The organism is Crossiella sp. NPDC003009, assembly GCF_053591555.1.
The window spans coordinates 65,131-88,451 of the sequence record NZ_JBSFUA010000019.1; the positions used below are offsets into that span (position 1 = coordinate 65,131).

Consider the following 23,321-nt stretch of genomic DNA (forward strand, 5'->3'; position numbering starts at 1 on the left):
AACGTGACGGAGCAGCAGGTTGGCGGCACCCCAGCCGCCGCAGAACACGCCCAGGACACCAAGCTCAGCGACGTGACCTCGTCGCGCGTGGCGCCCAAGGCCAACGAGGTGCCCGCGAGCCAGATCCTGTGGCGGATCATCCTTCCCCGCGAAGATGACCCGCTGGATGTGCGGCCGCTGTACCTGGACGAGCCGGAGACGGCCGCCAACCGCTGCCACGTCACCTCGCGCCGGTCGGTCCACGTCCCGGCCTCGGCCAAGGTGTCCTTCTCCACCTACTTCAACGCGCTGCCCGCCTCCTACTGGAAGCGCTGGACCACGATCACCGAGACCGTGCTGCGCATGACGGTCAAGGGCGTCGGGCGCCTGGACGTCTACCGCTCCAAGCCCAACGGCGACATCGTGCACCTGCAGGGCCGCCCGGTGCGCAGCACCAAGGCGTGGACCCAGCTGGAGTTCCGGATCTCCCTGCAGCCGTTCGAGGACGGCGGCTGGCTCTGGTTCGACGTCTTCACCGACGAGGGCGCGCTGGAGATCAAGGACGCGGCCTGGACCACCGACCAGGAGCTGCCGACGCAGCGCACCGCGGTCGGCATCACCACCATCCGCCCGGCCGACGCGGTGATCGCGCTGCAGGCCCTTGGCGAGGACCCGGCCGTGCTGGACGTGGTCGGCAAGGTCATCGTGGTGGACCAGGGCCCGAACCAGAAGGTCAAGGACACCCCCGGCTACGACAAGGCCGTCAAGCTGCTCGGCGACAAGCTCGAGGTCATCGAGCAGGCCAACCTGGGCGGCTCCGGCGGTTTCGCCCGCGTGTTCTACGAGTTCCTGGAGAACACCGGCTGCGAGCAGGTCATGCTGCTCGACGACGACGTGCGCCTGGAACCGGACAGCGTGCTGCGCGCCAACGCGTTCACCCGCTCGCTGGTCAACCCGGTGGTCGTCGGCTCGCACATGATGAACCTGCAGGCCCGTACCCGCCTGCACACCACGGGCGAGGTGGTCGACCTCAAGGAGTGCTTCTGGCGGCCGGCGCCCGGCGCGCTCACCGACCACGACTTCGCCACCGACTCGCTGCGCGAGACCAAGGAACTGCACCCGCGCATCCACGGCACCTACAACGGCTGGTGGATGTGCACCTTCCCGCGGCAGATCGTGGAGGAGATCGGCCTGCCGCTCCCGCTGTTCATCAAGTGGGACGACGCCGAGTACTCGCTGCGCGCGCTGGAGCACGGCTACCCGACGGTCAGCCTGCCCGGCTCGGCGATCTGGCACATGCCGTGGACGGACAAGGACGACGCCACCGACTGGACGGCGTACTTCCACGTGCGCAACCGGCTGATCATGGCCGCGCTGCACTCGCCGTACGACGTGCGCGGCACGCTGCTCAAGCAGGGCCTGAAGTCCTCGCTGCGGCACCTGTTCTCCATGGAGTACTCCACGGTCGTGCTGCACCAGAAGGCGATCGAGGACTTCCTGGCCGGACCGGACCGGCTGTTCGCGAACCTGCCCACCTCGCTGGCCGAGGTGCGGGAGCTGCGCAAGGGCTACACCGACGCGCAGATCCTGCCGTCGGCCGGTGAGTTCCCGGCCCCGACCTTCGACCCGGTGAGGGCCGAGCGGCTGCTCAAGCCGCCGGTGAACCCGGTGGTGATCGCGGCCCGCGCGGCGCTTTCGCTGGCCCACCACCTGCAGGAGCCCAGCCAGGACGCGCTGGACCGCCCGCAGATCAACGTGCCCGCCCAGGGCGCGCGGTGGTTCCTGCTCGGTTCGCTGGACAGCGCCACCGTGTCCAACGCCGACGGCAGCGGCGTCGCCTTCCGGCGGCGTGACCCGAAGGTCTTCCGCCAGCTGATGGCCCGCGCGGCGGCCAACCACCGCCGCCTGGTGCAGGAGTGGCCGCGGCTCAAGCGCGCCTACCGCAAGGCGCTGCCCGAGCTGACCAGCAAGGAAGCCTGGAAGCAGACCTTCCACGGCTGATAACCACCCGATGGGCTGATCTTCAGGCCTTGAGGTTCGTCCGAAGTGGACCGATGCCCAAGAGGGGGCGGCGAATGCGCCGTCCCCTCTTGGGTTTTTCTGTGTCGCGCGAGGATCTGCCCGCGCCCCCGCTCCCAGACGAGGTCCCCCCACGATGTCCAGCTCGACCACGGAGCAGTCCGTGAGCCTGCCCCAGCAGCCGACCGCGCCCCAGGCAACGTTGCTGCAGCGGATCATCCTGCCCCGGCCCGGCGACCCGCTGGACGTGCGCGCGCTCTACGTCGACGAGGACCGGACCAACCAGCGGCGGGCGAAACCGTTGTCCCGCACCGCGTTGCGCATCCCCGAGCAGTCCGAGGTCTCCTTCGCCACCTACTTCAACGCCTTCCCGGCCAGCTACTGGCGGCGGTGGACCACGCTGGAGCAGGTCGAGCTGCGGCTGAGCGTGGACGGCGACTGCCGGGTGGACCTGTACCGCTCCAAGGCCGACGGCACCCAGATCCACGTGGGCGGCGAGGTCCGTGAAGGAGGCAAGCGCTCGGACCTGTGCTTCACGCTTGACCTGGCCCCGTTCGAGGACGGCGGCTGGTACTGGTTCGACATCACCACCGAGGAGGAGCACGAGGTCACCCTGCTCGCGGCCGGCTGGCACGCGGCCGCCGCGCCGCTGCGGCCCGGCTCGGTGGCCATCGGCATCTGCACCTTCAACCGGCCGGACGACTGCGTCGGCGCGCTGGCCGCGATCGGCGCCGATCCGCTGGTGCTGGCGGCGGTGCAGGCGGTCATCGTGGCCGACCAGGGCAACCGGAAAGTCAGTGACGCCAACGGTTTTGAGGTCGCGGCGGCCCGGCTGGGCGAGCGACTGCGGGTGCACGACCAGCCGAACCTCGGCGGCTCCGGCGGGTTCGCCAGGGTGATGCACGAGGCGGTGCGCGGCACCGACTGCGAGCAGATCCTGCTGATGGACGACGACATCGTGATCGAGCCGGACTCGATCCTGCGCGCACTGGCCTTCGCCCGCTACGCCGAGCACCCGACCCTGGTCGGCGGGCAGATGCTCAACCTGCAGGCCCGCTCGCACCTGCACTCCATGGGCGAGGTGGTGGACCGGCGCAAGTTCATGTGGCGGGCCGCGCCGAACGTGACCTACGACCACGACTTCGCCAAGGAGTCGCTGCGCGAGGCGCCCATCCTGCACCGGCGCATCGACGTGGACTACAACGGCTGGTGGATGTGCCTGATCCCGCGGCAGGTGGTGCAGAAGATCGGGCTGCCGCTGCCGCTGTTCATCAAGTGGGACGACGCGGAGTTCGGCCTGCGCGCCGGGCGGGCCGGCTATCCGACCGCGACCCTGCCCGGGGTGGCGATCTGGCACATGCCGTGGTCGGACAAGGACGACTCCACCGACTGGCAGGCCTACTTCCACCTGCGCAACCGGCTGGTCGCGGCCGCGCTGTACAGCCCGCACCCGCGCGGCGGCGAGCTGGTCCGGCACAGCCTGCGCAGCACGCTCAAGCACCTGCTGTCCCTGGAGTACTCCACGGTCGCCTTGCAGGACATGGCGATCAGGGACTTCCTGGACGGCCCGAAGTCGCTGTTCCGCAAGCTGCCCACGGCACTCGGCGAGATCCGCGAGCAGCGCGCCGAGTACGACGACGGCCGGGTGCTGCCCTCGGCCAGGCGGCTGCCGCTGCCCTCGATGGACGCGGTGAAGGCCGAGCGGTTCCTGCGCCCGCCGGGCAACCCGCTCACCATCGCGCGCACCCTGCTCTCCGCGCTCGTGCACAACGTGTTGCCCACCAACACCAAACACCTGCTCCGCCCGCAGCTGAACATCCCGGCCCAGGACGCCCGCTGGTTCCTGCTGGCCAGGCTGGACGGCGCGACCGTGGCCACCGCCGACGGCAGGGGAGTGGCCTTCCGCAAGCGTGATCCCAGGGTCTTCTGGAAGCTGCTCAGCCGCGCGCTGGGCAACCACCTGCGGCTGCTGCGCGAGTTCCCGCGCAGCCGCAAGGACTTCCGCCGCGCGCTGCCGGACCTGACCGCGCACGAGGCGTGGCAGCAGGCCTTCGGTGGCGAGCGATGAGGCTGGAACTCCTTGCCCTGCAGAGCATCCAGCGCACCCTGGCGGACCGGCGGGCGATCGGCTCGGCCAAGGCGCTCTCGCTCTTCGGCGAGCACGCCGCGGGCTGGCTGGCGCTGGGCGCGGCAGGCGCGGCCCTGGACCGCGGCCGCCGGCGGCAGTGGCTGGCCGCCACCGCCGGGGTGGCGCTGGCGCACGCGGCCTCCATCGCGGTCAAGCGCGCGGTCCGCCGCCCGCGCCCGGACCACCCGGACATCGAGGTCCGCGCCGCCACGCCCAGCACGCTGAGCTTCCCGTCCGCGCACGCCACCAGCTCCACCGCCGCCGCGGTCCTGCTCGGCGGCCTCGCGGGCAGGCACGCCACCCCGGTGCTGCTGTCCGCGGTGGTGCCGCCGATGGCGCTGAGCAGGCTGGTGCTCGGCGTGCACTACCCGAGCGACGTGCTGGCCGGTGCCGCTCTCGGCGCCGCGGTCGGCGCCGGCGTGCGCTCGGCCATGGGGCTGCTCCGGTGACCGCCTCGGCGATCGCCCAGGCGCCCAGCCTCGGCGTCGGCGTCCAGCTGCGCGGCCTGGTCCGCGCGGTGCGCCCGCGCCAGTGGGTGAAGAACGTGCTGGTGCTGGCCGCCCCGTTCGCCAGCGGCACGGTCGGCGACCCCAGGGTGCTGGCCGCCGCGGGTATCGCCTTCGCCGCGTTCTGCCTGGCCGGGTCGACGATCTACCTGGTCAACGACGTCCGGGACGTGGAAGCCGACCGCGCTCACCCGGTGAAGTGCCACCGCCCGATCGCCGCCGGCCTCGTGCCGCCCCGGCTGGCCCTCGCCCTGGCCGCGGTGCTGCTCACCGGCGCGCTGGCCACCGCCACCGTGGCCAGCCTGGACCTGGCCGCCGTGGTCGCGGTCTACCTGGCCGTGCAGTTCGGCTACTGCCTCGCGCTCAAGCACCAGCCGGTGATCGACCTGTGCATCGTCGCCTCCGGCTTCCTGCTGCGCGCCATCGCGGGCGGCGCCGCCGCAGGGATCGTGCTGTCCCAGTGGTTCCTGCTGGCCGCGGCCTTCGGCTCGCTGTTCATGGTCGCCGGCAAGCGCTACGCCGAGCTCCGCTACACCGAACGCACCGGCGCCCGCATCCGCCGCAGCCTGGACCGCTACTCCACGTCCTACCTGCGCTTCGTCTGGGGCAGCTCGGCCACCGTCCTGATCATGACCTACGGCCTGTGGGCCTTCGAGATCCGCGAACGCTCACACTCGGTCTGGGCCGTGCTCTCCATGATCCCGTTCGTGATGGCCGTGCTCCGCTACGCCGTCGACGTGGACAGCGCCAACGCCGGAGCCCCAGAACACCTGATCCTCTCCGACCGCCCCCTGCAAGCCCTCGGCCTGTGCTGGCTGGCCACCCTCTCGATCGCGGTCTACCTGAGCTAACCCTGCATGAGAACAGCACCCAACCATGCATGAAACCAGTACTGCCAAATGCATAGAATCGGTACCAGCAACTGCATAGAACTGGTATTGTGGTGCCATGCCAGCCTACCTGGCTCGTCTCTGCGATCCGCTGATCGCTGACCTGGTCGCCGAGTTCCCCGCCCTGCTGGTGCTCGGTCCCCGCGGTGTCGGCAAGACGACCAGCGCCGCCGAGCACGCGAAGACGATCATCCGCCTGGACCAGCCCGCCGAGGCCTCGGCGATGGCCGCCGATCCCGATGTCGTGTTGCGCGGGCTGCCGGAGCCGGTGCTGCTCGACGAGTGGCAGTTGGTGCCGTCCGTGCTGGGTGCGGTCAAACGAGCGGTCGACACCGAACGCAGGCCCGGCCGGTTCATCGTCACCGGCTCGGTGCACGCCGACCTGGAACAGCAGACCTGGCCGGGCACCGGCCGCCTGCTGCGGGTCGACATGTCCGGCCTGACCATCCGGGAACTGCTCGGCGCGGACCTGACCAGGCCCCCGTTCATCGACCGCGTCGCCGCCGGAGGCGCGGCCGGGCTGAGCACCCCGGCCACCCGGGTCGACCTGCGTGCCTACCTGCGGGTGGCGTTGCAGGGCGGGTTCCCGGAGGCCGCCCTGCACCTGAGCGAACGAGGCCGCAGACGGTGGGCACGCAGCTATCTCGACCAGCTGTTCACCAGGGACCTGGCCCAGGTCGACGTGCTGCGCGATCCGGCCCGGCTCAGCCGGTACTTCGAGGCGTACGCGCTGAACACCGCCGGTCTGGTCACCGAGCAGACGCTGCTGGACACCGCGGGCCTGAACCGGAAGACCGGCGAGGCGTACGAGCGTTTACTGACCAACCTGTTCGTGGTCGCGGCCCTGCCGGCCTGGCACTCCAACCGCCTGAAGCGGCTGGTCCGCGGCCCCAAACGGTACGTGCTCGACCCCGGCCTGCTCGCCGCGGCGCTGGGCCTGGACGAGGAGGGCCTGCTCCGGGACGGCGACCTGCTCGGCCGGTTCCTGGACACCTTCGTCTTCGCGCAGCTCCGCGCCGAGCTACCGCTCAGCGAGCATGATCCGAAGCTCTACCACCTGCGGGACCAGGGCGGCCGGCACGAGGTGGACCTGCTCGTGGAGCTGGACGCGCACCGGGTGATCGGCATCGAGATCAAGGCCACCGCGGCGCCGAAGACCACCGACGCCCAGCACCTGATGTGGTTGCGCGACCAGCTCGGCGAGAAGTTCGTGCACGGTGTCGTCCTGCACACCGGCCCGCACATCTTCCCGATGGGCGACCGCATCACCGCCGCCCCCATCAGCACCATCTGGGCCTAGGGCGTGTCCGCATAATCCTCACGCTGCTTCTCCACCGACGGCACGATCGGCTGCCGCCACCCCCACTCCCACCCGACCATCGACCGTTCCCGCAGCTCCAGCCGGTACCCATGCCCGCCGAATGGATACTCGTACCGGATCAGCGCCCCCCAGTCATCGCCCATCCGCCTGCTCCGCTCCGGCAGTCCGGCGAACCGGGTGGGCAGCTCGGGGCGGGCCGCGGCGGCCTGGTGGGCCGGCAGGAACGAGCCGCCCTGGGGTTCCTCGCGGGCGATGCCGGGGACGCCGAAGGGCAGGCAGGCGGCGCCGTAGCGCTTGCAGCGGTCGCGGATTCGGGGGACCAGCACGTACTCCGGGGCTTCGGTGAGGCCGTGGCTGATCTTGGCCGCGCGCAGGCAGGGGAAGGCAAGGGACAGCTGCCAGTCGATCATCACCGGGCGGTCCTGGCCGAGCAGGGCCAGCAGCGGGTGTGCGCTGCGCAGGCGGGGGGCGGTGCCGGCCAGCCAGCCGCCCGCGCCGACCGTGCCGTCCCGCAGCCGGACCCGGACCTGGGTGGCGCCCTGCGGCGGGTTCAGGCCGGACTCGCGCCAGTCCGGGCTGTCCAGCGCGTCGGTGAGGGTCTGTTCGGCGAGCACCTGGCCCTGGTGTCCGAAGTGGACGGACGCGTTGTTGCCGCCGGTGAGTTTGCCGGCCAGCTGCACCGAGATGTCCTGGCCCGGACCGAGCGCGGGCAGGGTGAACCAGGGGGTGATGACCTCGCCGGTGAACCACTCGTGGCCCGGACCGCCCAGCCTGCCGAAGGTGCCCCACACCGGCTGGTCCTCCGGCGGCGGGTTCGGCGCGCCGCCGGGGGAGGGAGCCGTGCCCTGCGGGACCAGCCGCTGGTAGGCTAGGGTGCTGACCTCATCGGCCATCCCACAGCTGCGGCCGGTCACGTGCCGGACGTTCTCCCCGGCCATGGACCAGGAGTCGCGCAGCCGCCAGGTGGACAGCGCCACGGTGCCGATGGTGAGCAGCAGGCTGGTGGCCAGGCCCAGCACCAGGACCATCCTCGGCGCGGGCAGCAGGTCGCGCCAGAGCCAGGCCAGGCCGAGGCCGATCGCCAGCCACAGCAACGGGTTGGCCAGGATCGAGGGCAGCTTGGGGTCCACCCCGAACTGCGAGTAGCCGTACCAGGTGTTCGGCCCGGCCAGCGCCAGCGCGACCAGCACCGCGCTGGCCGCGGTCAGCGCCAGCCCGCCGCGCCAGGTGTGCCCGGCCAGCCGTAGCGCGGCGGGCAGCTCGGCCAGCACCAGCGCGGTGACCAGGGTGGCCAGCGCGGTCAGCGAGCCGAAGTGGTGCGTCCACTTCGACGGCGCCAGCCACAGCAGGCCGATCCCGGCGGCCAGCGCGATCGCCGGGCCGGCCGCGGCGGTCAGTGGCGGCAGCCCCTCGCCCCGGTTGCGGATGCGCAGCCGCAGCACCGGCAGCAGCAGGAGCAGCCCGAGCGCCAGCAGCACCGGCAGCCGCCGGGCGAAGGACCCCATGCTGCCCTCGTCCAGCAGGAAGAAGTACCGGACGATCTCCTCGTACCAGTGCAGCGCGGGGCCGATCTCGCTGTGCACCCTGGTCGCCTCCAGCACCGCGCCCAGGCTGGTGTCGGCGAACACCGCGGTCAGCCCGGTGCTCGCGCAGGCCAGCACCAGCACCGCGCCCTGCTTGGCGCGCAGCAACCGGCTCAGCGGCCGGGCCAGCCCCAGGAACGGGGTGAACGCGATCAGCCCGCTCGGCGTGATCGCCGCGCACAGCCCGGCCAGCGCGGCGGCCACACCCAGCGGGAACACCCGGCCGTGCGCCAGCGCGCGCAGCACCAGCGCGAGCACCGAGGCCGAACCCAGCGCCACCCACGGCTCCGGCCGCACGCCGATGCCGAAGGGCAGCAGCCAGCACAGCAGCACCGCCGCGGTCAGGATCCGCGGCTGCTGGCCGGTCAGCCTGGGCAGCACACCGCGGCTGAGCACCAGCCAGGTGCCGAAGCAGGCCAGCAGCGAGGGCAGCCGCAGCCACAGCGGCGCCTGGCTGATCAGCACCCACGGCGTGAGCAGCTGTTGCAGCAGGCTGAACGGGGCCTCGGTGACGTTGAACCAGTGGTAGTAGTTGCCCACGTATCCGGTGTCCGCCGCGGCCCGCGCCATCGCCGCGTAGAACCCGTCGTCGTCGGTCATCGGCCCGGCCACCGCCCAGCCGCCGAGCACCGCGAAGACCACCCCGTCCAGCCAGCCCAGCCGACGCGGCAGCCAGCGCCTGCGCCGTCGGGAGTCGTTGCGCCACAACAGGAACAGGCAGCCGCCGAGCAACAGCACCTGGGTGCCCAGCAGCAGCGTCTTCAACAGCGCCGGGCTGCTCTCGAACCGGGCGTCGGTGTGCGCCACCGCGGTCATCCCGCGTGCCGCGGCCGGGGTCAGCGTGGTGGCGAACGCGCTGAGCTGCGGCGGGTCCCGGTGCGCGGCGGCCAGCCGGTCGCCGTCGAGCTCCACCACGGTCTCGCCGGTACTGGCCCTGATCCGCAGCACGCAGTCCCCGGCGGGGGCCGCGCCCTGGTGCAGCGCCAGCCCGTCCGAGCTGATCCGCACCGACCCGGCCCCGGCCAGCACGGTCAGCCCGCGCGCCGCCCCGTGCGCGTCATCGGGCCGGTGGCTGGCGAAGACCACGGTGTCCGGCTTGGGCTGGCGCAGTGTCGCGCAGGGCAGCCGGACGTCCAGGCTCAGCGGCCGGTACGGCACCAGCAGGGCGAGGCTGGACTCCGGCCGGTCCGGCTCCTTGGGCCAGCTGAGCACCGGATCGTTCACCACCACCGGCGCGAACGGCAGCGCCAGTCCACAAAGGACAGTGCTGAGGGCAAGGGCGAGCACGGCGCGGATGTTCATCTCGGGGCCCTGTTCGGGTCGGTGCGGCCGGAGTAGTCCTCGTTCGCGATGCCCGGCCCGCGCCACCAGCCGGGCCGGGTCCGGTGCTCGACGCGCACCGCGTGCCCGTCCAGCCGGTAGTCGTAGGCCAGGTCGACGAACCGCCCCCACGGCCGCCCCGGCAGGTGGGTGGACACCCCTCGGTACCCGGCGACGGAGAGCAGGTTCGCATACGCCCCGCCCCACCGCGGGTCCCTGGTGATCGCGGCCATGTCCGCGTAGTCCTTGTCCGCCAGCAGGACCCTGGCCGGCGGCTCGGCAAGGCCGTTGGCCAGCACCGGCGGCCGGGCGCAGGGCAGGGCGAAGGAGATCGGCCAGTCCACCAGCGTCGGCCCGTCGTCGGCGCCGGTGTCGGCGGCCAGCGGGTGGGTGTGCTCCCGGCCGGGCGCGGACACCGCGAGCCAGCCGCCCCGGCCCACGCTGCCGTCCACCGCCAGCACCCGCACCCTGGCCGTGCCGGCGCTGGTCGCGGTGCCCAGCACGAAGTCCCGCCACTCCGGGCGGTCCAGCTCGTCGTCCAGCCGCACCGAGACCGGCGCCGCACCGGGCAGCTCGACCTCGGCACGCAGCTCGTTGCCCCGCCCGGTCAGCCCGGCCGCGGACACCACCAGCACGTCACCCGGCCCGACCTCGGCGGTGTGCCAGCCGGTGCTCAGCCGCCCGGTGCCGCGGTCCAGGTCGGCGAAGCTGCCCCACACCGGCCCGGTCCTGGGCGGCGGCGGTGACTCGCCGGGGAATCCGGAGCCGGGCAGAAACCCTTGCACCGTCGGCTTTTCCTCCGCGCGCATCGGTTCCCGGTCGGTGCGCACCCTGATCGCGTCCCCGATACCGCAGGCCGAGCGCAGCGACCACGGCTCGCGCACCGCGGTGAAGGTGAACAGCCCGATCGCCAGCAGCACCGCGAACACCATCGACACCTGGGCCAGCCCGGCGGCCGCCCAGCCGAGCGTGGCCCGCCACCGCCGGGCCATCAGCAGCCCGGCCAGCAGCCCGACCGCCAGCAGCAGCACCGGATTGCCCAGCATCCCGCCGAAGAGCTCCACGTGCCGGAACGGCATGCCGCGGTCGGAGTAGGACCACCACCAGTTCGGCCCGTGCCAGGCCACCCCGAGCAGCAGCACCACCAGTGCCAGCGAGCCCAGCCGCAGCAGCCAGCCCGCACGCGCCTCGGCGAGCAGCCTCGGCAGGCTGCCGAACGCGCAGGCCAGCGCGAGCGGGCCGAAGACCGCGAGCGCGCCGAAGTGCTGGGTCCACTTCGAGGGCGAGAGCGCCAGCACGCCAAAACCCAGTGCCAGCCAGACGTAGGGCCAGGTGGCCGCCCCGGCCAGCGCGCTGCCGCGGTACCGGCTGCGCAGCACCGCGACCAGCGCCAGCGCGGCGATGCCGAGCAGCACCGGCACCCGCCGCAGCACGCCGCCCTGCTCGCCGAGCCCGCCGAGCAGCGCCTGGTACCGCTGGATCTCCAGGTACCAGGGCGAATGCGCGCCGTACCAGCCGTGCACCGCGGTCGCCTCCAGCAACCCGCCCAGGCTGATGTCGGTGAACACCAGCGGCAGCGCGATCGACCCCGCGCCCACCAGCAGCGCGCACAGCGTGACCCGCTCGGCGGTCCCGGACAGCCCGCGCAGCACCGAGGGCAGCGCCAGCAGCGGCGGCACCAGCGCCAGCAGCCCACTCGGCGTGATGGTCACCGCGACCCCGCCGACCAGCGCCGCACCGGCCAGCCAGGCAGGCGCCTGGTCCAGCCGGGCGCGCACCGCGGCGTAGCCGGTGAGCGCGGTGGCCAGCGCGATCTGCGGCTCCGGCCGCACACCCAGGTCCAGCGGCAGCCACCAGCACAGGAACGCCGCGGCCAGCAGCCAGCCGGGCGCGTGCACCGCGGGCGCGGCGACCCTGATCCGGCGCAGGATCCCGCGCAGCAGCCAGAAGCTCAGCACCCCGGCCAGCACCGAGGGCGCGCGCAGCCACAGCGGGTGCGGCGAGATCGCGCTCCACTCCACGAAGAACCGTTGCAGCGTGCCAAAAGGCGCTTCCGGCACGTTGAACCAGTGGTAGTAGTTGCCGACGTAGCCCAGGTTGGCGGTGTTGCGCGCCATCCACACGTAGAAGCCGTCGTCGGTGGTCATCGGCCCGATCAGCGCCCAGCCCGCGAGCACCCCCGGCACCACGAGGTCGGGCAGGCCCGGCTTCGGCCAGGACCTCGGCCGCCGTTGCCGGAACCGCAGCGCCAGCAGCGCCGCGCAGCCCAGCGCGAGCAGCGCGGACAGTCCGAGCAGCAGGTACTTCACCAGCGTCGGACTGGCCTGGAACCGGGCGTCGGCGTGCGCGATGACCTCGATCCGCCCGGTGGCCAGCGCGGGCGGCAGCTCGGTGGCGAACGCGGCCACCTGCGGCACCGGCCCGTCTGCCGTGGCCAGCTCCAGGCCGTCCCGGCGCACCGCGATCCGCCCGTCCGCCGCGCTCACCCGGTACTGGCACCCGGACCCGCCGACCGGCCCGCCGAAGACCTCGCGCCCACTGGCCGACACCTGCACCCGACCGTCCACAGTGGACACGTACAGGCCGGTCAGTCTGGCATCCGCGTCCTGGGGCCGGAAGGTGGCGAACACGGTGGTCCGCTGCGGCTGGTTCAGCACCGCGCAGGACACGGTCAGCTCCACCCGCAGCGGCCGGTACGGCAGGAACAGCGCCACCGTGGACTCCGCCGGTGCCCCCGGCTTAGGCCAGCTCACCACCGGGTCGGCCACCCGCACCGGCAGCAGCGGCAGCACCAGCCCGGTCAGCACCGCGAGCAGGGCCAGCAGCAGCGGCCAGCGCCGGGCCATCACCGCATGATCTTCTTGAGCAGGGTCAGCGCGCCCTGCTTGGCCGGGGACCGGTGGTGTGAGGCCCCGGCGCCGGCCAGCGCGCCCCGGTTGGCCAGGAACCAGTCGTAGGAGTCGGCGAACATCGCGTCCGTGGAGTACTCGGCCCGCCAGCCCAGGTCCCGCTCGGCCGCCGAGGTGTCGAACCACAGCGACTTCGAGTACATGATCCAGTGGTACGGCCCGAACGGGGTCAGCCCCAGCTTGGCCGAGGCCCGCATGCCCAGCGCCGCCGGACCCACCGGCAGCGAGCGGACCTTCGAGCCGGTGCCCGCGTGCGCGCACAGGTTCTCCAGCGCCGCCCGCATGGTGCCGAACTCGCGTGCGCCGATGTTGTAGGTGGCCGGCCCGGCCCGCTTCCCGGCCAGCGCGCAGGCCTCGGCCAGGTCGTTGGCGTGCACGAACTGGTAGATGTTGTCGCCGCTGCCGAAGACGAAGACGTCCGCGCCGTCGGCGATCCAGTCGAACAGGATGCCGAAGATGCCCAGCCGCCCGTGCCCGAGGATGGTCCGCGGCCGCACGATCGAGACGTCCAAGCCCCTGCTCACCGCGGCCCGGCACAGCAGCTCACCGGCGTGCTTGGCCCGCCCGTACTCCTCCGCCGGTCGCGGCTGGGTGTCCGGGAACACCGGATTCTCTTGCGGCACACCAAAAACCGCCGAGGAGGAGGTGTAGACGACCTTGCGCACCCCGGCGTCCGCGCAGCCGCGCAGCAGGGTCTCGGTGCCACCCACGTTCACCGACTCGAACAGCCCGGCGTCGCGGGCCAGCGGCACCTGGGCCACGTTGTGGTAGACCACGTCCACGTCCTCGCAGGCGTGCTCCACCGCGTTGGCGTCGCGGATGTCCCCGCGCACGAAGTCCACCTCGGACGGCCGGTCGTCCGCGTCGTTGAGGTCGAGCACCCGCACGTCATCGCCGCGCTCGCGCAGCCTGCGCACCAGCAGCGAGCCGAAGTACCCCGACCCGCCGGTCACCAGGGCGGTCTGTGCCACGGAAGTTCTCCTAGAGGTCGATGCCGCGGGCGCGGCACCAGCGGATGCTGCGCCGCATGCCCTCGGCCAGCGCGACCGAGGGCCGGTAGCCCAGGTCGGCGGTGGTGGTGGCGATGTCGCGGGCGATGGTCTTGTCCAGCTCGCCGAGCACGTGCAGCTCCTGGCTGTACCGGCCACTGCCCTGCAGCAGCCGGTCCGCGCGCTCGGCCAGCGCGCCGAGCACGAGCGGGAAGCGCAGCTGCCGCTTGGAGATCGCGTAGCCCTCCTCGCGCAGCACCCGCCGCACGGTGTCCACCACCTCGCGCATGGCGTAGGGCCGCTCATCGGCCACCCAGTAGCCGTTGCCCGGTGCCTTCACGTGCCGGGACGCCAGCTCGACGCCCTGGATCAGGTTGCCCACGTAGGTCATCGAGCGGCGCATCGACCCGTCGCCGAGCACCGGGAACCGGCCGTGCCTGCACAGGCTGAAGAAGGTGGTCTGCCGCGCGGGCTGCCACTCGCCGTAGAACCACGGCGGCCGCACCACGGTGGTCTCCAGGCCGTCGCCGTTGGCGCTGAGCACCGCGATCTCGGCGTGCATCTTGGACTCGCCGTAGCCCAGGTAGGGCCGGTACGGCTCGGTGTGCCGGAACACCTCGTCGGTGCGCGGGTTCACCCCGAACGGCGAGTTCGAGGAGATGTGCGTCAGCCTGCGCACCCCGGCGCCGCGCGCCGCGGCCAGCAGCGCCTGGGTGCCGAACACGTTGACCCTGGTGAACTCGCTGGTGCGGCGCGGGTGGATCACCCCGGCCGCGTGCACCACGTCGGCGCCCTCGGCCCCGGCGAGCAGGCGGCGGGTCACCTCCGCGTCGGCGATGTCCCCGACGTGCACCGCGGCCCCGGGGTGCACGTCGAGCACGCCTGGCACGTCGGCTGCGGCGGGAACCAGCACCCGCACCCGGCGGTCGGTGGTGTCCTTGAGGTGGGCCAGGTAGGCGCGGCCGAACCAGCCGCTGGCCCCGGTCAGCACGGTCAGCTCAGCTGGTGGAACGAGGTCGGACATAGAGGCCTTCTGGAGTCGAGGCGGCCGGCGAGGAAGTGCTGCACGTTCCGCGCGGCGACCGCCATGATGGTGCCCTGAGGGTTGACGCCGGGCGCTGACGGCAGCAGCGAGGCGTCGTTGACGTGCACGTTCACCGTGCCGTGCACCCGGCCGAAGGAGTCGGCGCCGCAGCGGGCGAGATCCTCGCCCATCGGCACCGTCCCGCACAGGTGCACGGTCATCAGGCTGGCGCGGGCCGGGGTCATGGCCGCGGTCGCGGCGGCGATGCCGGCGGGGTTGGCCACCACCGGCGCGCCGCGGAAGGACGGATAGAGCACGCTGGCGCCCGCGGCCAGCAGCAGGTGCATCAGCCGGGCCAGCCCAGTGCGCAGCAGCTCGTGGTCGCCGCGGGTGAGCCGGTAGGCGACCAGCGGGTCGGTGAAGCCGGGCACGGCCAGCACCCGCCCGCGCCCGATGCTCTGGATCGCCGCGTAGTAGACGAAGAGCTGCTCCCAGCGGGCCAGCGCGGGACCGAAGGCGGGCCAGTTCTCGCTCAGCGCCAGCGCCAGCAGCGAGGGCCGGGAGGCCGAGCCGCCGAAGGACAGCGCCGAGCCGAACTCCTTGACCTGGTAGACCGGCACGTCACCGTCGTTGACCGGCTCGTCGAACTCGGCGGTCACCTTCACCGTGGGGTGCACGGACAGGTTCCCGCCGATGTTGCGCCGCAGCCCCGAACGCTGCAGCAGCGCGGGCGTCTGGATCGCGCCCGCGCACACGAACACGTGCTCGAAGACCACCCGCTCGGTGCGCCCGCTGGCCAGATCCTGCACCACCGCGGCCACCGCACGCGGCCCGGCCAGCTCCAGCCGCAGCACCCTGCTCCGCTGCCGCAGCTCGGCCCCGGCCGCGATGGCCCTGGGCCAGTAGGTGACCGACATGGTCTGCCTGCGCACCTGCCGCTGCCCGTCGCGCTGTTCGCAGACCGCCCACCTGGGCACCTCGAACCCGCGCCAGCCCAGCGCGTCGGCCCCTCTGGCGAGCACCTGGGAGGAGGCGGGCAGCGCCCACGGCAGGGTCGAGACGGAGAGCTCCTTCTCCACCAGGTCGCTGTGCGGGGACAGCTCGGGCACGTCCAGCCCGTCGATCCGCCAGTCCCGCGACCAGCCGTCCAGCAGGTCAGCCGACGGCCGGTGGTACAGCCCCGAGTTCACCTCGGATCCGCCGCCGACCCCGCGCCCCTCGGTGTAGGCCACCGACGGCCGCCCCAGCGCCGCGGTCAGCCCGCCACCCCGGTACTGCCGCCGCATCTGCTCCAGCGAGAACGGCGGCACCGAGCCCGGCTCGGTCCACTCACCCTCCTCGACCGCGAGCACCCGCAGCCCGGCCTCGGCCAGCGCCCGCGCGGTGACCGCCCCACCCGGCCCGGTCCCGATGACCAGGGCATCCCACACCCGGCTCACCGGCGCTCCCGCTCAACCGCCCCGGCCAGCCCCAGCCCCCTGGTCAGCCGCACGAACTCGGCCACCACCGGCAGGTTCAGCCGGTCCACCCGAGGCCCCAGCACCCGCCGCGCCACCAGGTAGCCCAGCGCCGCCACGGCCACCCCGCACCGCAACAGGTCCGGCATGCCCAGCACCGCCCCGCGCACGTGCGCCACGGCGGCCGCCCGCTGCTCCACACTGGCCTCCGGCAGGTCCACCCGGAGCAACGCCTCGGTGACCTTCGGCGCAAGCGACACCGCCACCCGGTCCAACAGGCCGGGCAACTGGCGGTGCGGAGATCGGCGAACGGACATCGGGGCGGAGATTACACTCCGCGCCGAAGCGGTTACGCACAGACCCGATCAGGGTGTCAGCGCGGTCTCCTTGGCCCCGGCCGCCGGCGCCTTTCCGTACAACCCACCCGGCGCGTTCACCGGTCCGATATGCGCCGTCGCCACGTGCGCGAAGTTGATGACGAACTCCCCGCCGTCCTCGGTCGCCACCACCTGGGTGCTCGCGGTCTCCAGATGCCGCCGCAACCGCGGCCCGAGGTCGTCGGCCACCTCGTCGGTCAGCGCGACCCTGACCGGCTCGCCAACGCCGGCGATGTGCAGGATGAGTGCTCGTTTCTGTGCCATGGCCCCAAGGTCATCAGCAAAACCCTTGCGCCACAACACAAGTTCGCCCGTAGCGGATCCGCTACGGGCGAACGAGAGCTGCCAGAATCGCGGTATGGCAGCCACCGCGCCCAACCGGATCCTGCTGCTCTGGGACATCGACCACACCTTGATCGAGACCCGCGGCGTGGGGCGCCGCGTTTTGAACGAGCTTTCCACTCCGCCACCGGAAGACCCATTACGCGCATGGCCGCGGTGTCAGGCCACACCGAGCTGGAGATCATGCGCGAAAGCCTGCGGCTCAACGGAATTGACCCGACCGCAACTGCGGTCGCGAAACTTGGCCAGGCACTGGTCACGGGTTATCACCAGGCCCGCGACGAACTCCGGTCCGTCGGCCGCGCCCTGCCCGGAGCCCGGCAGGCCCTCGTGACCTTCGCCGCTGAGCCGGCCGTCCAGCAGAGCGTGCTCACCGGCAATCTTCGCGAGGTCGCCCGGATCAAGCTCGCGGTCTTCGGTCTGGACACCCTGGTCGACCTGGCCTCCGGCGCCTACGGCGACGACCACCACGACCGAGCTGAACTGGTGCGCATCGCTCGGCGCGGGCGGGTGCGCGAGTGGTCGCGGTGGCGACCGGCGGCAGCAGCGTGCGCGAACTCCGCGCCGCTGGGGCAGAAGTGGTGCTGAGCAGCCTCGCTGCGACCGAGGATGTGCGGCGAGCGGTGCTGACCGTCGGGAAATGAGCCGGGGCACCGCCGAGCGACTCAGCGATGCCCCGGAACCGTCACTTGCGGAAGAACTTCTCCCTGCGCCCCTGCAGCACGAGCTTCACCCACTCCACGAACGCCTTCGGGTCCTTCTTCTGCCCCAGGAAGTACAGCCCGAAGCGGACCACCTCCAGCAGCCCCAGCTTGCGCATGCCCGGCTGGGACAACAGGTAGCCGCGGTTGCGGTAGGTGTAGTAGCGCTTGATCGGGTCGCCGGGGTCCTGGGCGTGGAAGCGGCCGCCCAGCATCGGCTTGAACTCCGCTGAGCCGTCCGGGTGCGCGTAGGCCACCTTCAGCGTGGTGCCGAAGCGCAGGCCGCTGCGCACCACCCTGCGGTGGATCTCCACCTCGTCGCCGCGGAAGAACAGCCGGTAGTCCGGCACGCCCACCACGTCCAGGGTGGAGGCGCGGAACAGCGCGCCGTTGAAGAAGGATGCGATGCCCGGCAGGAAGTCCGGGCTGTCCGGGCTGCTCAGCTCCTCGCGGCGGCGCTTCCAGGTCAGGCCGCGGCGCAGCGGGAAGGCCAGGGTGTCCGGGCGCTCGATGTTGACCACGACCGGGCTGACCGCGGCCAGCTTGCGGCGCTTGGCCTCATCCAGCAGCACCTCCAGCACGGTGTCGTCGGCCGGCCGCCCGTCGTCGTCGCCCAGCCACACCCAGTCCGCGCCCATGGCCAGCGCGTGCAGCATGCCCAGCGCGAAGCCGCCCGCGCCGCCGAGGTTGCGCTCGGAGAGCAGGTAGGTGGTGGGCAGCGGGCAGGCCTCGACCACGTCCCGCGCCGGCTGGTCCAGCCCGTTGTCCACGACCACCAGGTGGTCCGGCTGCCGGGTCTGGGCCGCGATCACCTTCAGCGAGTCCGCGAGCAGTTCGCGCCGGCGGCAGGTGACCACCACCGCGATGACCTTGCCCTCTGGTGCTTTCGACCCAGCCCGATCAGTCATGGCGTGCCACCAGCTCCCACCGAAGCGTGCTCGTCGTCATTGGCGAACGGGTCCCTGCCCTTGTACTGCGTGAGCACCTCGCGTAGCGCGCCGTGCGCCTTGACCTGCCCGTGGTCCACCCAGATCGCGGTGCTGCACAGGCTCTTGAGGAACTCGTCGGAGTGCGAGGCGAACACCAGCATGCCGGAACGCTTGACCAGGTCGTTGAGCCGGTCCCGCGCCTTGTCCAGGAAGGCCGCGTCGACCGCGCCGATGCCCTCGTCCAGCAGCAGGATCTCCGGGTCGATCGAGGTCACCACGCCGAGCGCGAGGCGCACCCGCATACCGGTGGAATAGGTCCGCAGCGGCATCGACAGGTAGTTGCCCAGCTCGCTGAACTCGGCGATGTCGTCGATGCGGGCTTCCATCTGCTTGCGGGTCATGCCCAGGAACAGCCCGCGGATGATGATGTTGTCGTAGCCGGAGATCTCCGGGTCCATGCCGACGCCGAGGTCGAACACGGGCGCGACCTTGCCGATGATCCTGGAGGTGCCCCTGGTCGGCTCGTAGATGCCGGAGAGCAGCCGCAGCAGGGTGGACTTGCCCGCGCCGTTGTGTCCGACCAGCGCGACCCGGTCACCGTGCTGGAGCGAGATGGAGACATCCCGCAGCGCCTCGATCACCGGCACCTTGCTCTCGGTGCCGATCTTGCCGCCGGCCTTGCCGAGCACGGCCTTCTTCAGCGAGCGCGTCTTGGCGTCGAAGATGGGGAACTCGACCCAGGCGTTCTGTACCTCGATGCTGACCATGGGAATTCAGCCCCCTTACACCCAGTAGGACACGCGGGCACGGTAGTTGCGCAGCATCACCAGCGCTGCGCCCCAGCCGACCACGGTGATGATGCCGACGATCAGCCAGTGGTGGAAGAGCTGGTCCTGGCCCAGCAGCGGCCGCCGGATGATCTCGATGAAGTGCAGGAACGGGTTGAACTCGGCCAGGTAGGCGCGCTCCCTGACCAGCTGGTTCGTGTGGTTGGCCAGGATGTTGAAGTCCCACACGATCGGGGTCATGTAGAACAGCAGCAGCACGACACTGCCGATGATCGGCGGGATGTCCCGGAACCGGGTGCTGATGATGCCGGTTAGCAGTGCGACCCAGCCGCCGTTGAGCACGATCAGCGCGAAGGCCGGGATCGCGTACAACACGGTCCACTTCAGGTCCTGCGGGAAGATCGCCAGCATGATGAAGTAGATCAGGAAGTTGTGCGCGAACAGCAGCACCTGGCGCCACACCAGCCGGAACACGTGTGTGGTCAGCGGCGAGGGCAGCTGCTTGATCAGGCCCTCGTTGGCGATGAAGACGTTCGCGCCCTCGTTCACACAGTTCGCGATGAACGTCCAGCAGACCAGGCCGACGGTGACGTACGGCAGGAAGAACTGGATCGGCGCGTTCTGGATGGCCGAGAACAGGATGCCCATCGCCAGCGCCATCACGCCGGTGCTGATGGTGATCCACAGTGGACCGAGCACCGAGCGCCGGTAGCCCTGCTTGATGTCCTGCCAGCCGAGATGGCCCCAGAGTGAACGCTGGTTCCATCCGGCGCGCAGGTCTGCGAAGGCCCGGCCCCAGCTCCGGTACGCGCGGGCAGTGGTCACCGCTGGATTTTCGACAGTGCTGCTGGACACGAAAGTGAGGGTACCGGCGCGACATTCCGTGCTTGGCCTCCGGTGGGTCATAGCGCGGTCGCGGTGCGCGATTTCACCATGCGTGGCGTTAGGCGATCGTGACGGTCCCCACGGCTTCCAGGTGACCTGCCCGAGGCAAGATGAAAACCGTTATCGTCTTCTTCGGTCCCATCCCCACCCGGAGGTGTCCTGTGCGTCCGTCGCGCACCAAGATCGGCCTGCTCAGCCTGGTCACGGCGTCGGCAGCCGTAGTTTCCGCGTGCACCGCGGCGCCACCCGCAACCGCTCCCACGACCCCTGCGGCAGCCACCGGAGCGGCCGTCGAGGTCAACGCGGCGCCGCTGGCGCCCTCGCTCAGCGTGACCGATCCGGGCGGACAGAACGTGACCCTGCCCAAGGTCCCGGAGCGGATCGTCTGCCTCACCGGATTGTGTGACGACGCGCTCACCGAACTCGGACTGAAACCGGCAGGCACCTCCAACGCGGTGCTGCTGACCCTGCCCCAGCTGGCCGGTGAGGCGGGCAAGCAGGTGCCGGTGGTGCCCGGCAGCTTCGGCCAGGAGGACGCGGAGGCGATCGGCGCGCTCAAGCCGGACCTGGTGATCGGACTTTCCGGTGTGCACGACGGACTCCGGCCCGCGGTGCAGAAGTTCAACGCTCCACTGTGGACAGTCAACCCGAGCAGCTGGGAGCAGTCCGTCGGCTACCTGCGCAACCTGGGCGCGCTCACCGGCCGCACCGAGCAGGCCCTGGCCGCGGAGAAGAAGTTCCGCACCAAGCTGGCGCAGGCGATCGAGACCAGCAGGCAGAAGGGCCTGAACAAGCAGACCGTGCTGCTGATGTTCGGCAGCGCCGACTCCATCGGCGTGGACACCGCCGACTCGATCAACGGCAAGCTGCTCGGCCAGCTCTTCGGCTACCCGTTCCCGGCCAAGGGCGGCAACGTGGAGACCGCGAACATCTACAGCGTGGAGGAGATCCTGGCGAAGCAGCCGACCGTGGTCTTCGTCTACTCCTTGATCTTCGCCGCCACCGACAAGAAGCTGTCCGAACAGCTCGCCGCGAACCCGGTGTGGAAGCAGGTGAAGGCCGTGCAGTCCGGTCAGGTGCACGAGGTCGTGCCCAAGCTCTGGGGCTCCGGCCGGGGCACCCGCAGCCTCGGCGCGATCATCGACGAGGCGATCGCCAAGGTGTCCGCGGCGCCCGCGGCGTGAGCAGGCAGCTCGCGCCCCTGCTCGCGGTGCTGGCCTTGCTGGTGGCGGCCACGGCCACGCTGTGCCTGGGCACCCCGCTGGTCGGGGTCAACCGGCTGCCCGCGGCCTTCGCCGCCGAGACCGAACTGGAACACGCGGTGGTCGTGCTGCTGCGCGCGCCCAGGCTGCTGCTCGCGCTGTGCGCGGGCGCGGCGCTGGGCGCGGCCGGGCTGCTGCTGCAGGAGTCGCTGCGCAACCCGCTGGCCGTGCCGGAGCTGCTGGGCGTCTCCAGCGGGGCCTCCGCCGCGGTGGCCATCACGGTGGTCTGGGCGGTGCCGGTGCCGGGCGCGCCGCTGGTCCCCGCGCTGCTCGGCGCGGTGACCGGCGGCCTGCTCACCCTGCTCGCCGCGCGCAGGGCGGTCGGCCCGGCCGCGGTGCTGCTGATCGGGGCCGCGGTGAGCGCGGCGCTGCAGGCGGTCCTGTTCACCGGGCTGTCCCTGTCGGACTCCCGCGAGCAGGGCGTGCTGTTCCGCTACCTGCTGGGCTCGCTGACCGGCACCACCTGGGACACGGTGGCCTTCGCCGCACCCGGCCTGCTCGCCGCGCTGCCGCTGGCGCTGCTCGCGGTGCCCGCGCTCGGCCTGCTCCGGCTGGGCGATGACACCGCCTCCGCACTCGGCCTGCGCGCGGGCCGGGCCCGGCTGGCGGTGCTGGTGCTGGCCTGCGCGCTGGTCGCGGTGGCGGTCGGCCCGGCAGGCCCGATCGCCTGGGTCGGCTTCCTCGGCCCGCAGCTGGCCAGGCGGCTGCGGCCGACCGCGGGCGCCAGGGTGTGGCTGGCCTGGTCGGCGGTCTTCGGCGCGCTGCTGGTGGTGCTGGCCGACCTGCTGGCGCGCACCGTGCTCTACCCGGTCGAGCTGCCGGTGGGCGGCCTGACCGCGGTGGTCGCGGTGGTGCTGGGCACGCTGCTGCTGTTCCGCCGCCGCGCGGAGGTGCTCGGATGACCCGGCGACTGGCCGTCCCGCTGCTGCTGCTCGCGCTCGCGGTGGCCGCGGTGGCCCAGCTCTCCGTCGGCACCTCGGTCGGCCCGCTGGACGCGCTGTTCGCCCTCTTCGGCGCGGGCAGCGAGCTGAACCTGACCATCGTCGGCGAGCTCCGCCTGCCCCGGATGCTGGTCGCCCTGGGCACCGGCGCCTGCTTGGGCCTCGGCGGCGTGGTGCTGCAGGCCGTGCTGCGCAACCCGATGGCCTCGCCCGAGGTCACCGGGGTCGGCTCCGGCGCGGTGCTCGGTGCGGTGGCGGCCACCGTGTTCGGCCTGGCGGGCACCGCGGCCGGGCTCACCGCAGCGGCGATCATGGGCGGTGTGCTCGGCGGCGCCGCGCTGTGGCTGATCGCCTCGCGGGCCGGGGCCGACCCGCTGCGGCTGGTGGTGCTCGGCGTGCTGGTCTCCGCGGTGCTGGCCGGGCTGTCCCTGGTGCTGCTCACCGCCCGGCCGCAGCTGGCCGGTGCGGCCGCGCGCTGGCTGGTCGGTTCGCTCAACGGGCGGACCTGGGAGCACTGGCACGCGCTGTGGCCGTGGCTGCTGCTGGTGACGCTGGTGCTCGCGCTGGTGGCGCCCGCGCTGGACCTGCTCGCGGTGGATGACGACCACGCCAAGGCAGTCGGCCTCGCGGTGCCGCCGTGGCGGATGCTCGCACTGCTCGGCGCGGTGCTGGCCACCGCGGCCTCGGTCGCCGCGGTGGGCGCGGTGGCCTTCGTCGGACTGCTCGCCCCGCACGCCGCGCGGCTGCTCACCGGGGCCGAGCACCGGCTGCTGCTGCCCTCGGCCGGGATCGCCGGCGCGGCTTGCGTGTGCGGGGCGGACTTCCTGGCCCAGGCGGTGACCCTGCTGGTCCCGGCTTCGGGCAGCCAGCGGATCGGGGTGCCGGTTGGCGCGGTGACCGCGCTGGCAGGCGCGGTGGTGTTGATCGTGGTCGCGCGCCGGTTCTCCAGCGCGCTGGCGGGGAGGGACTGA

At 72.2% G+C, this 23,321-nt stretch carries 19 protein-coding genes; 9 read left to right on the plus strand and 10 right to left on the minus strand.

Annotated elements, in window-relative coordinates; all coding sequences use genetic code 11:
• The first annotated feature begins 3 nt into the window (after positions 1-3).
• From ACWDY5_RS21125 to ACWDY5_RS21145, 5 genes are all read left to right on the plus strand, one after another.
• The gene (locus tag ACWDY5_RS21125; RefSeq protein ID WP_449723881.1) at positions 4-1,980 is read left to right on the plus strand and encodes a glycosyltransferase; all 1,977 of its coding nucleotides are present in this window, start codon (positions 4-6) and stop codon (positions 1,978-1,980) included.
• Positions 1,981-2,161: 181 nt separating this feature from the next.
• The gene (locus tag ACWDY5_RS21130; RefSeq protein WP_449723882.1) at positions 2,162-4,066 is read left to right on the plus strand and encodes a glycosyltransferase; all 1,905 of its coding nucleotides are present in this window, start codon (positions 2,162-2,164) and stop codon (positions 4,064-4,066) included.
• Complete coding sequence (locus ACWDY5_RS21135) at positions 4,063-4,575, plus strand: phosphatase PAP2 family protein (RefSeq protein WP_449723883.1); 513 nt, start codon at positions 4,063-4,065, stop codon at positions 4,573-4,575. Before ACWDY5_RS21130 ends, ACWDY5_RS21135 begins: the two co-directional genes overlap by 4 nt.
• Entirely contained in the window at positions 4,572-5,483 is a 912-nt protein-coding gene (locus tag ACWDY5_RS21140) for a decaprenyl-phosphate phosphoribosyltransferase (protein ID WP_449723884.1), read from the plus strand. The genes ACWDY5_RS21135 and ACWDY5_RS21140 overlap by 4 nt, the downstream gene beginning before the upstream one ends.
• Positions 5,484-5,580: 97 nt before the next feature.
• Complete coding sequence (locus ACWDY5_RS21145; protein ID WP_449723885.1) at positions 5,581-6,822, plus strand: ATP-binding protein; 1,242 nt, start codon at positions 5,581-5,583, stop codon at positions 6,820-6,822.
• On the opposite strand, the gene ACWDY5_RS21150 is transcribed toward ACWDY5_RS21145, so the two are convergent.
• Genes ACWDY5_RS21150 through ACWDY5_RS21180 form a run of 7 tightly spaced genes read right to left on the minus strand, consistent with a single transcriptional unit; the run spans position 6,819 to position 16,766 of the window.
• Entirely contained in the window at positions 6,819-9,728 is a 2,910-nt protein-coding gene (locus ACWDY5_RS21150; RefSeq protein ID WP_449723886.1) for an arabinosyltransferase domain-containing protein, read from the minus strand. The two genes, ACWDY5_RS21145 and ACWDY5_RS21150, sit on opposite strands and share 4 nt — an antisense overlap.
• A complete protein-coding gene (locus ACWDY5_RS21155) occupies positions 9,725-12,592 on the minus strand; it encodes an arabinosyltransferase domain-containing protein (protein ID WP_449723887.1) in 2,868 nt (955 codons plus the stop codon). Before ACWDY5_RS21155 ends, ACWDY5_RS21150 begins: the two co-directional genes overlap by 4 nt.
• Positions 12,592-13,626, minus strand: coding sequence for an NAD-dependent epimerase/dehydratase family protein (locus ACWDY5_RS21160; RefSeq protein WP_449723888.1), 1,035 nt, complete (start codon positions 13,624-13,626; stop codon positions 12,592-12,594). Before ACWDY5_RS21160 ends, ACWDY5_RS21155 begins: the two co-directional genes overlap by 1 nt.
• A 10-nt stretch (positions 13,627-13,636) precedes the next feature.
• Complete coding sequence (locus tag ACWDY5_RS21165) at positions 13,637-14,668, minus strand: NAD-dependent epimerase/dehydratase family protein (protein WP_449723889.1); 1,032 nt, start codon at positions 14,666-14,668, stop codon at positions 13,637-13,639.
• Positions 14,638-16,107: a GMC family oxidoreductase N-terminal domain-containing protein gene (locus ACWDY5_RS21170; protein ID WP_449723890.1), complete on the minus strand. Its 1,470-nt coding sequence runs from the start codon at positions 16,105-16,107 to the stop codon at positions 14,638-14,640. Before ACWDY5_RS21170 ends, ACWDY5_RS21165 begins: the two co-directional genes overlap by 31 nt.
• Positions 16,104-16,442 (minus strand): hypothetical protein, encoded by a 339-nt coding sequence (locus tag ACWDY5_RS21175; RefSeq protein ID WP_449723891.1) that lies wholly within the window; start codon positions 16,440-16,442, stop codon positions 16,104-16,106. The genes ACWDY5_RS21170 and ACWDY5_RS21175 overlap by 4 nt, the downstream gene beginning before the upstream one ends.
• Before the next feature lie 48 nt (positions 16,443-16,490).
• Entirely contained in the window at positions 16,491-16,766 is a 276-nt protein-coding gene (locus ACWDY5_RS21180) for a hypothetical protein (RefSeq protein ID WP_449723892.1), read from the minus strand.
• Positions 16,767-16,991: 225 nt separating this feature from the next.
• On the opposite strand from ACWDY5_RS21180, the gene ACWDY5_RS21185 reads away from it, so the two are divergent.
• Complete coding sequence (locus ACWDY5_RS21185; RefSeq protein ID WP_449723893.1) at positions 16,992-17,432, plus strand: hypothetical protein; 441 nt, start codon at positions 16,992-16,994, stop codon at positions 17,430-17,432.
• A gap of 97 nt (positions 17,433-17,529) precedes the next feature.
• Here the strand turns inward: ACWDY5_RS21185 and glfT1 are convergent, their stop codons facing one another.
• Genes glfT1 through wzm form a run of 3 tightly spaced genes read right to left on the minus strand, consistent with a single transcriptional unit; the run spans position 17,530 to position 20,087 of the window.
• Complete coding sequence (gene glfT1, locus ACWDY5_RS21190; protein ID WP_449723894.1) at positions 17,530-18,453, minus strand: galactofuranosyltransferase GlfT1; 924 nt, start codon at positions 18,451-18,453, stop codon at positions 17,530-17,532.
• Positions 18,450-19,241: a galactan export ABC transporter ATP-binding subunit Wzt/RfbE gene (wzt, locus tag ACWDY5_RS21195; RefSeq protein WP_252485611.1), complete on the minus strand. Its 792-nt coding sequence runs from the start codon at positions 19,239-19,241 to the stop codon at positions 18,450-18,452. Before wzt ends, glfT1 begins: the two co-directional genes overlap by 4 nt.
• 15 nt (positions 19,242-19,256) lie before the next feature.
• Positions 19,257-20,087: a galactan export ABC transporter permease subunit Wzm/RfbD gene (gene wzm / locus ACWDY5_RS21200; RefSeq protein WP_449723895.1), complete on the minus strand. Its 831-nt coding sequence runs from the start codon at positions 20,085-20,087 to the stop codon at positions 19,257-19,259.
• A gap of 389 nt (positions 20,088-20,476) precedes the next feature.
• On the opposite strand from wzm, the gene ACWDY5_RS21205 reads away from it, so the two are divergent.
• Genes ACWDY5_RS21205 through ACWDY5_RS21215 form a run of 3 tightly spaced genes read left to right on the plus strand, consistent with a single transcriptional unit; the run spans position 20,477 to position 23,321 of the window.
• Positions 20,477-21,331 carry an ABC transporter substrate-binding protein gene (locus ACWDY5_RS21205; RefSeq protein WP_449723896.1) on the plus strand — a complete coding sequence of 285 codons (855 nt, stop codon included), beginning with the start codon at positions 20,477-20,479 and terminating at the stop codon, positions 21,329-21,331.
• Positions 21,328-22,311: a FecCD family ABC transporter permease gene (locus ACWDY5_RS21210; RefSeq protein ID WP_449723897.1), complete on the plus strand. Its 984-nt coding sequence runs from the start codon at positions 21,328-21,330 to the stop codon at positions 22,309-22,311. The genes ACWDY5_RS21205 and ACWDY5_RS21210 overlap by 4 nt, the downstream gene beginning before the upstream one ends.
• The gene (locus tag ACWDY5_RS21215) at positions 22,308-23,321 is read left to right on the plus strand and encodes a FecCD family ABC transporter permease (protein WP_252485607.1); all 1,014 of its coding nucleotides are present in this window, start codon (positions 22,308-22,310) and stop codon (positions 23,319-23,321) included. Before ACWDY5_RS21210 ends, ACWDY5_RS21215 begins: the two co-directional genes overlap by 4 nt.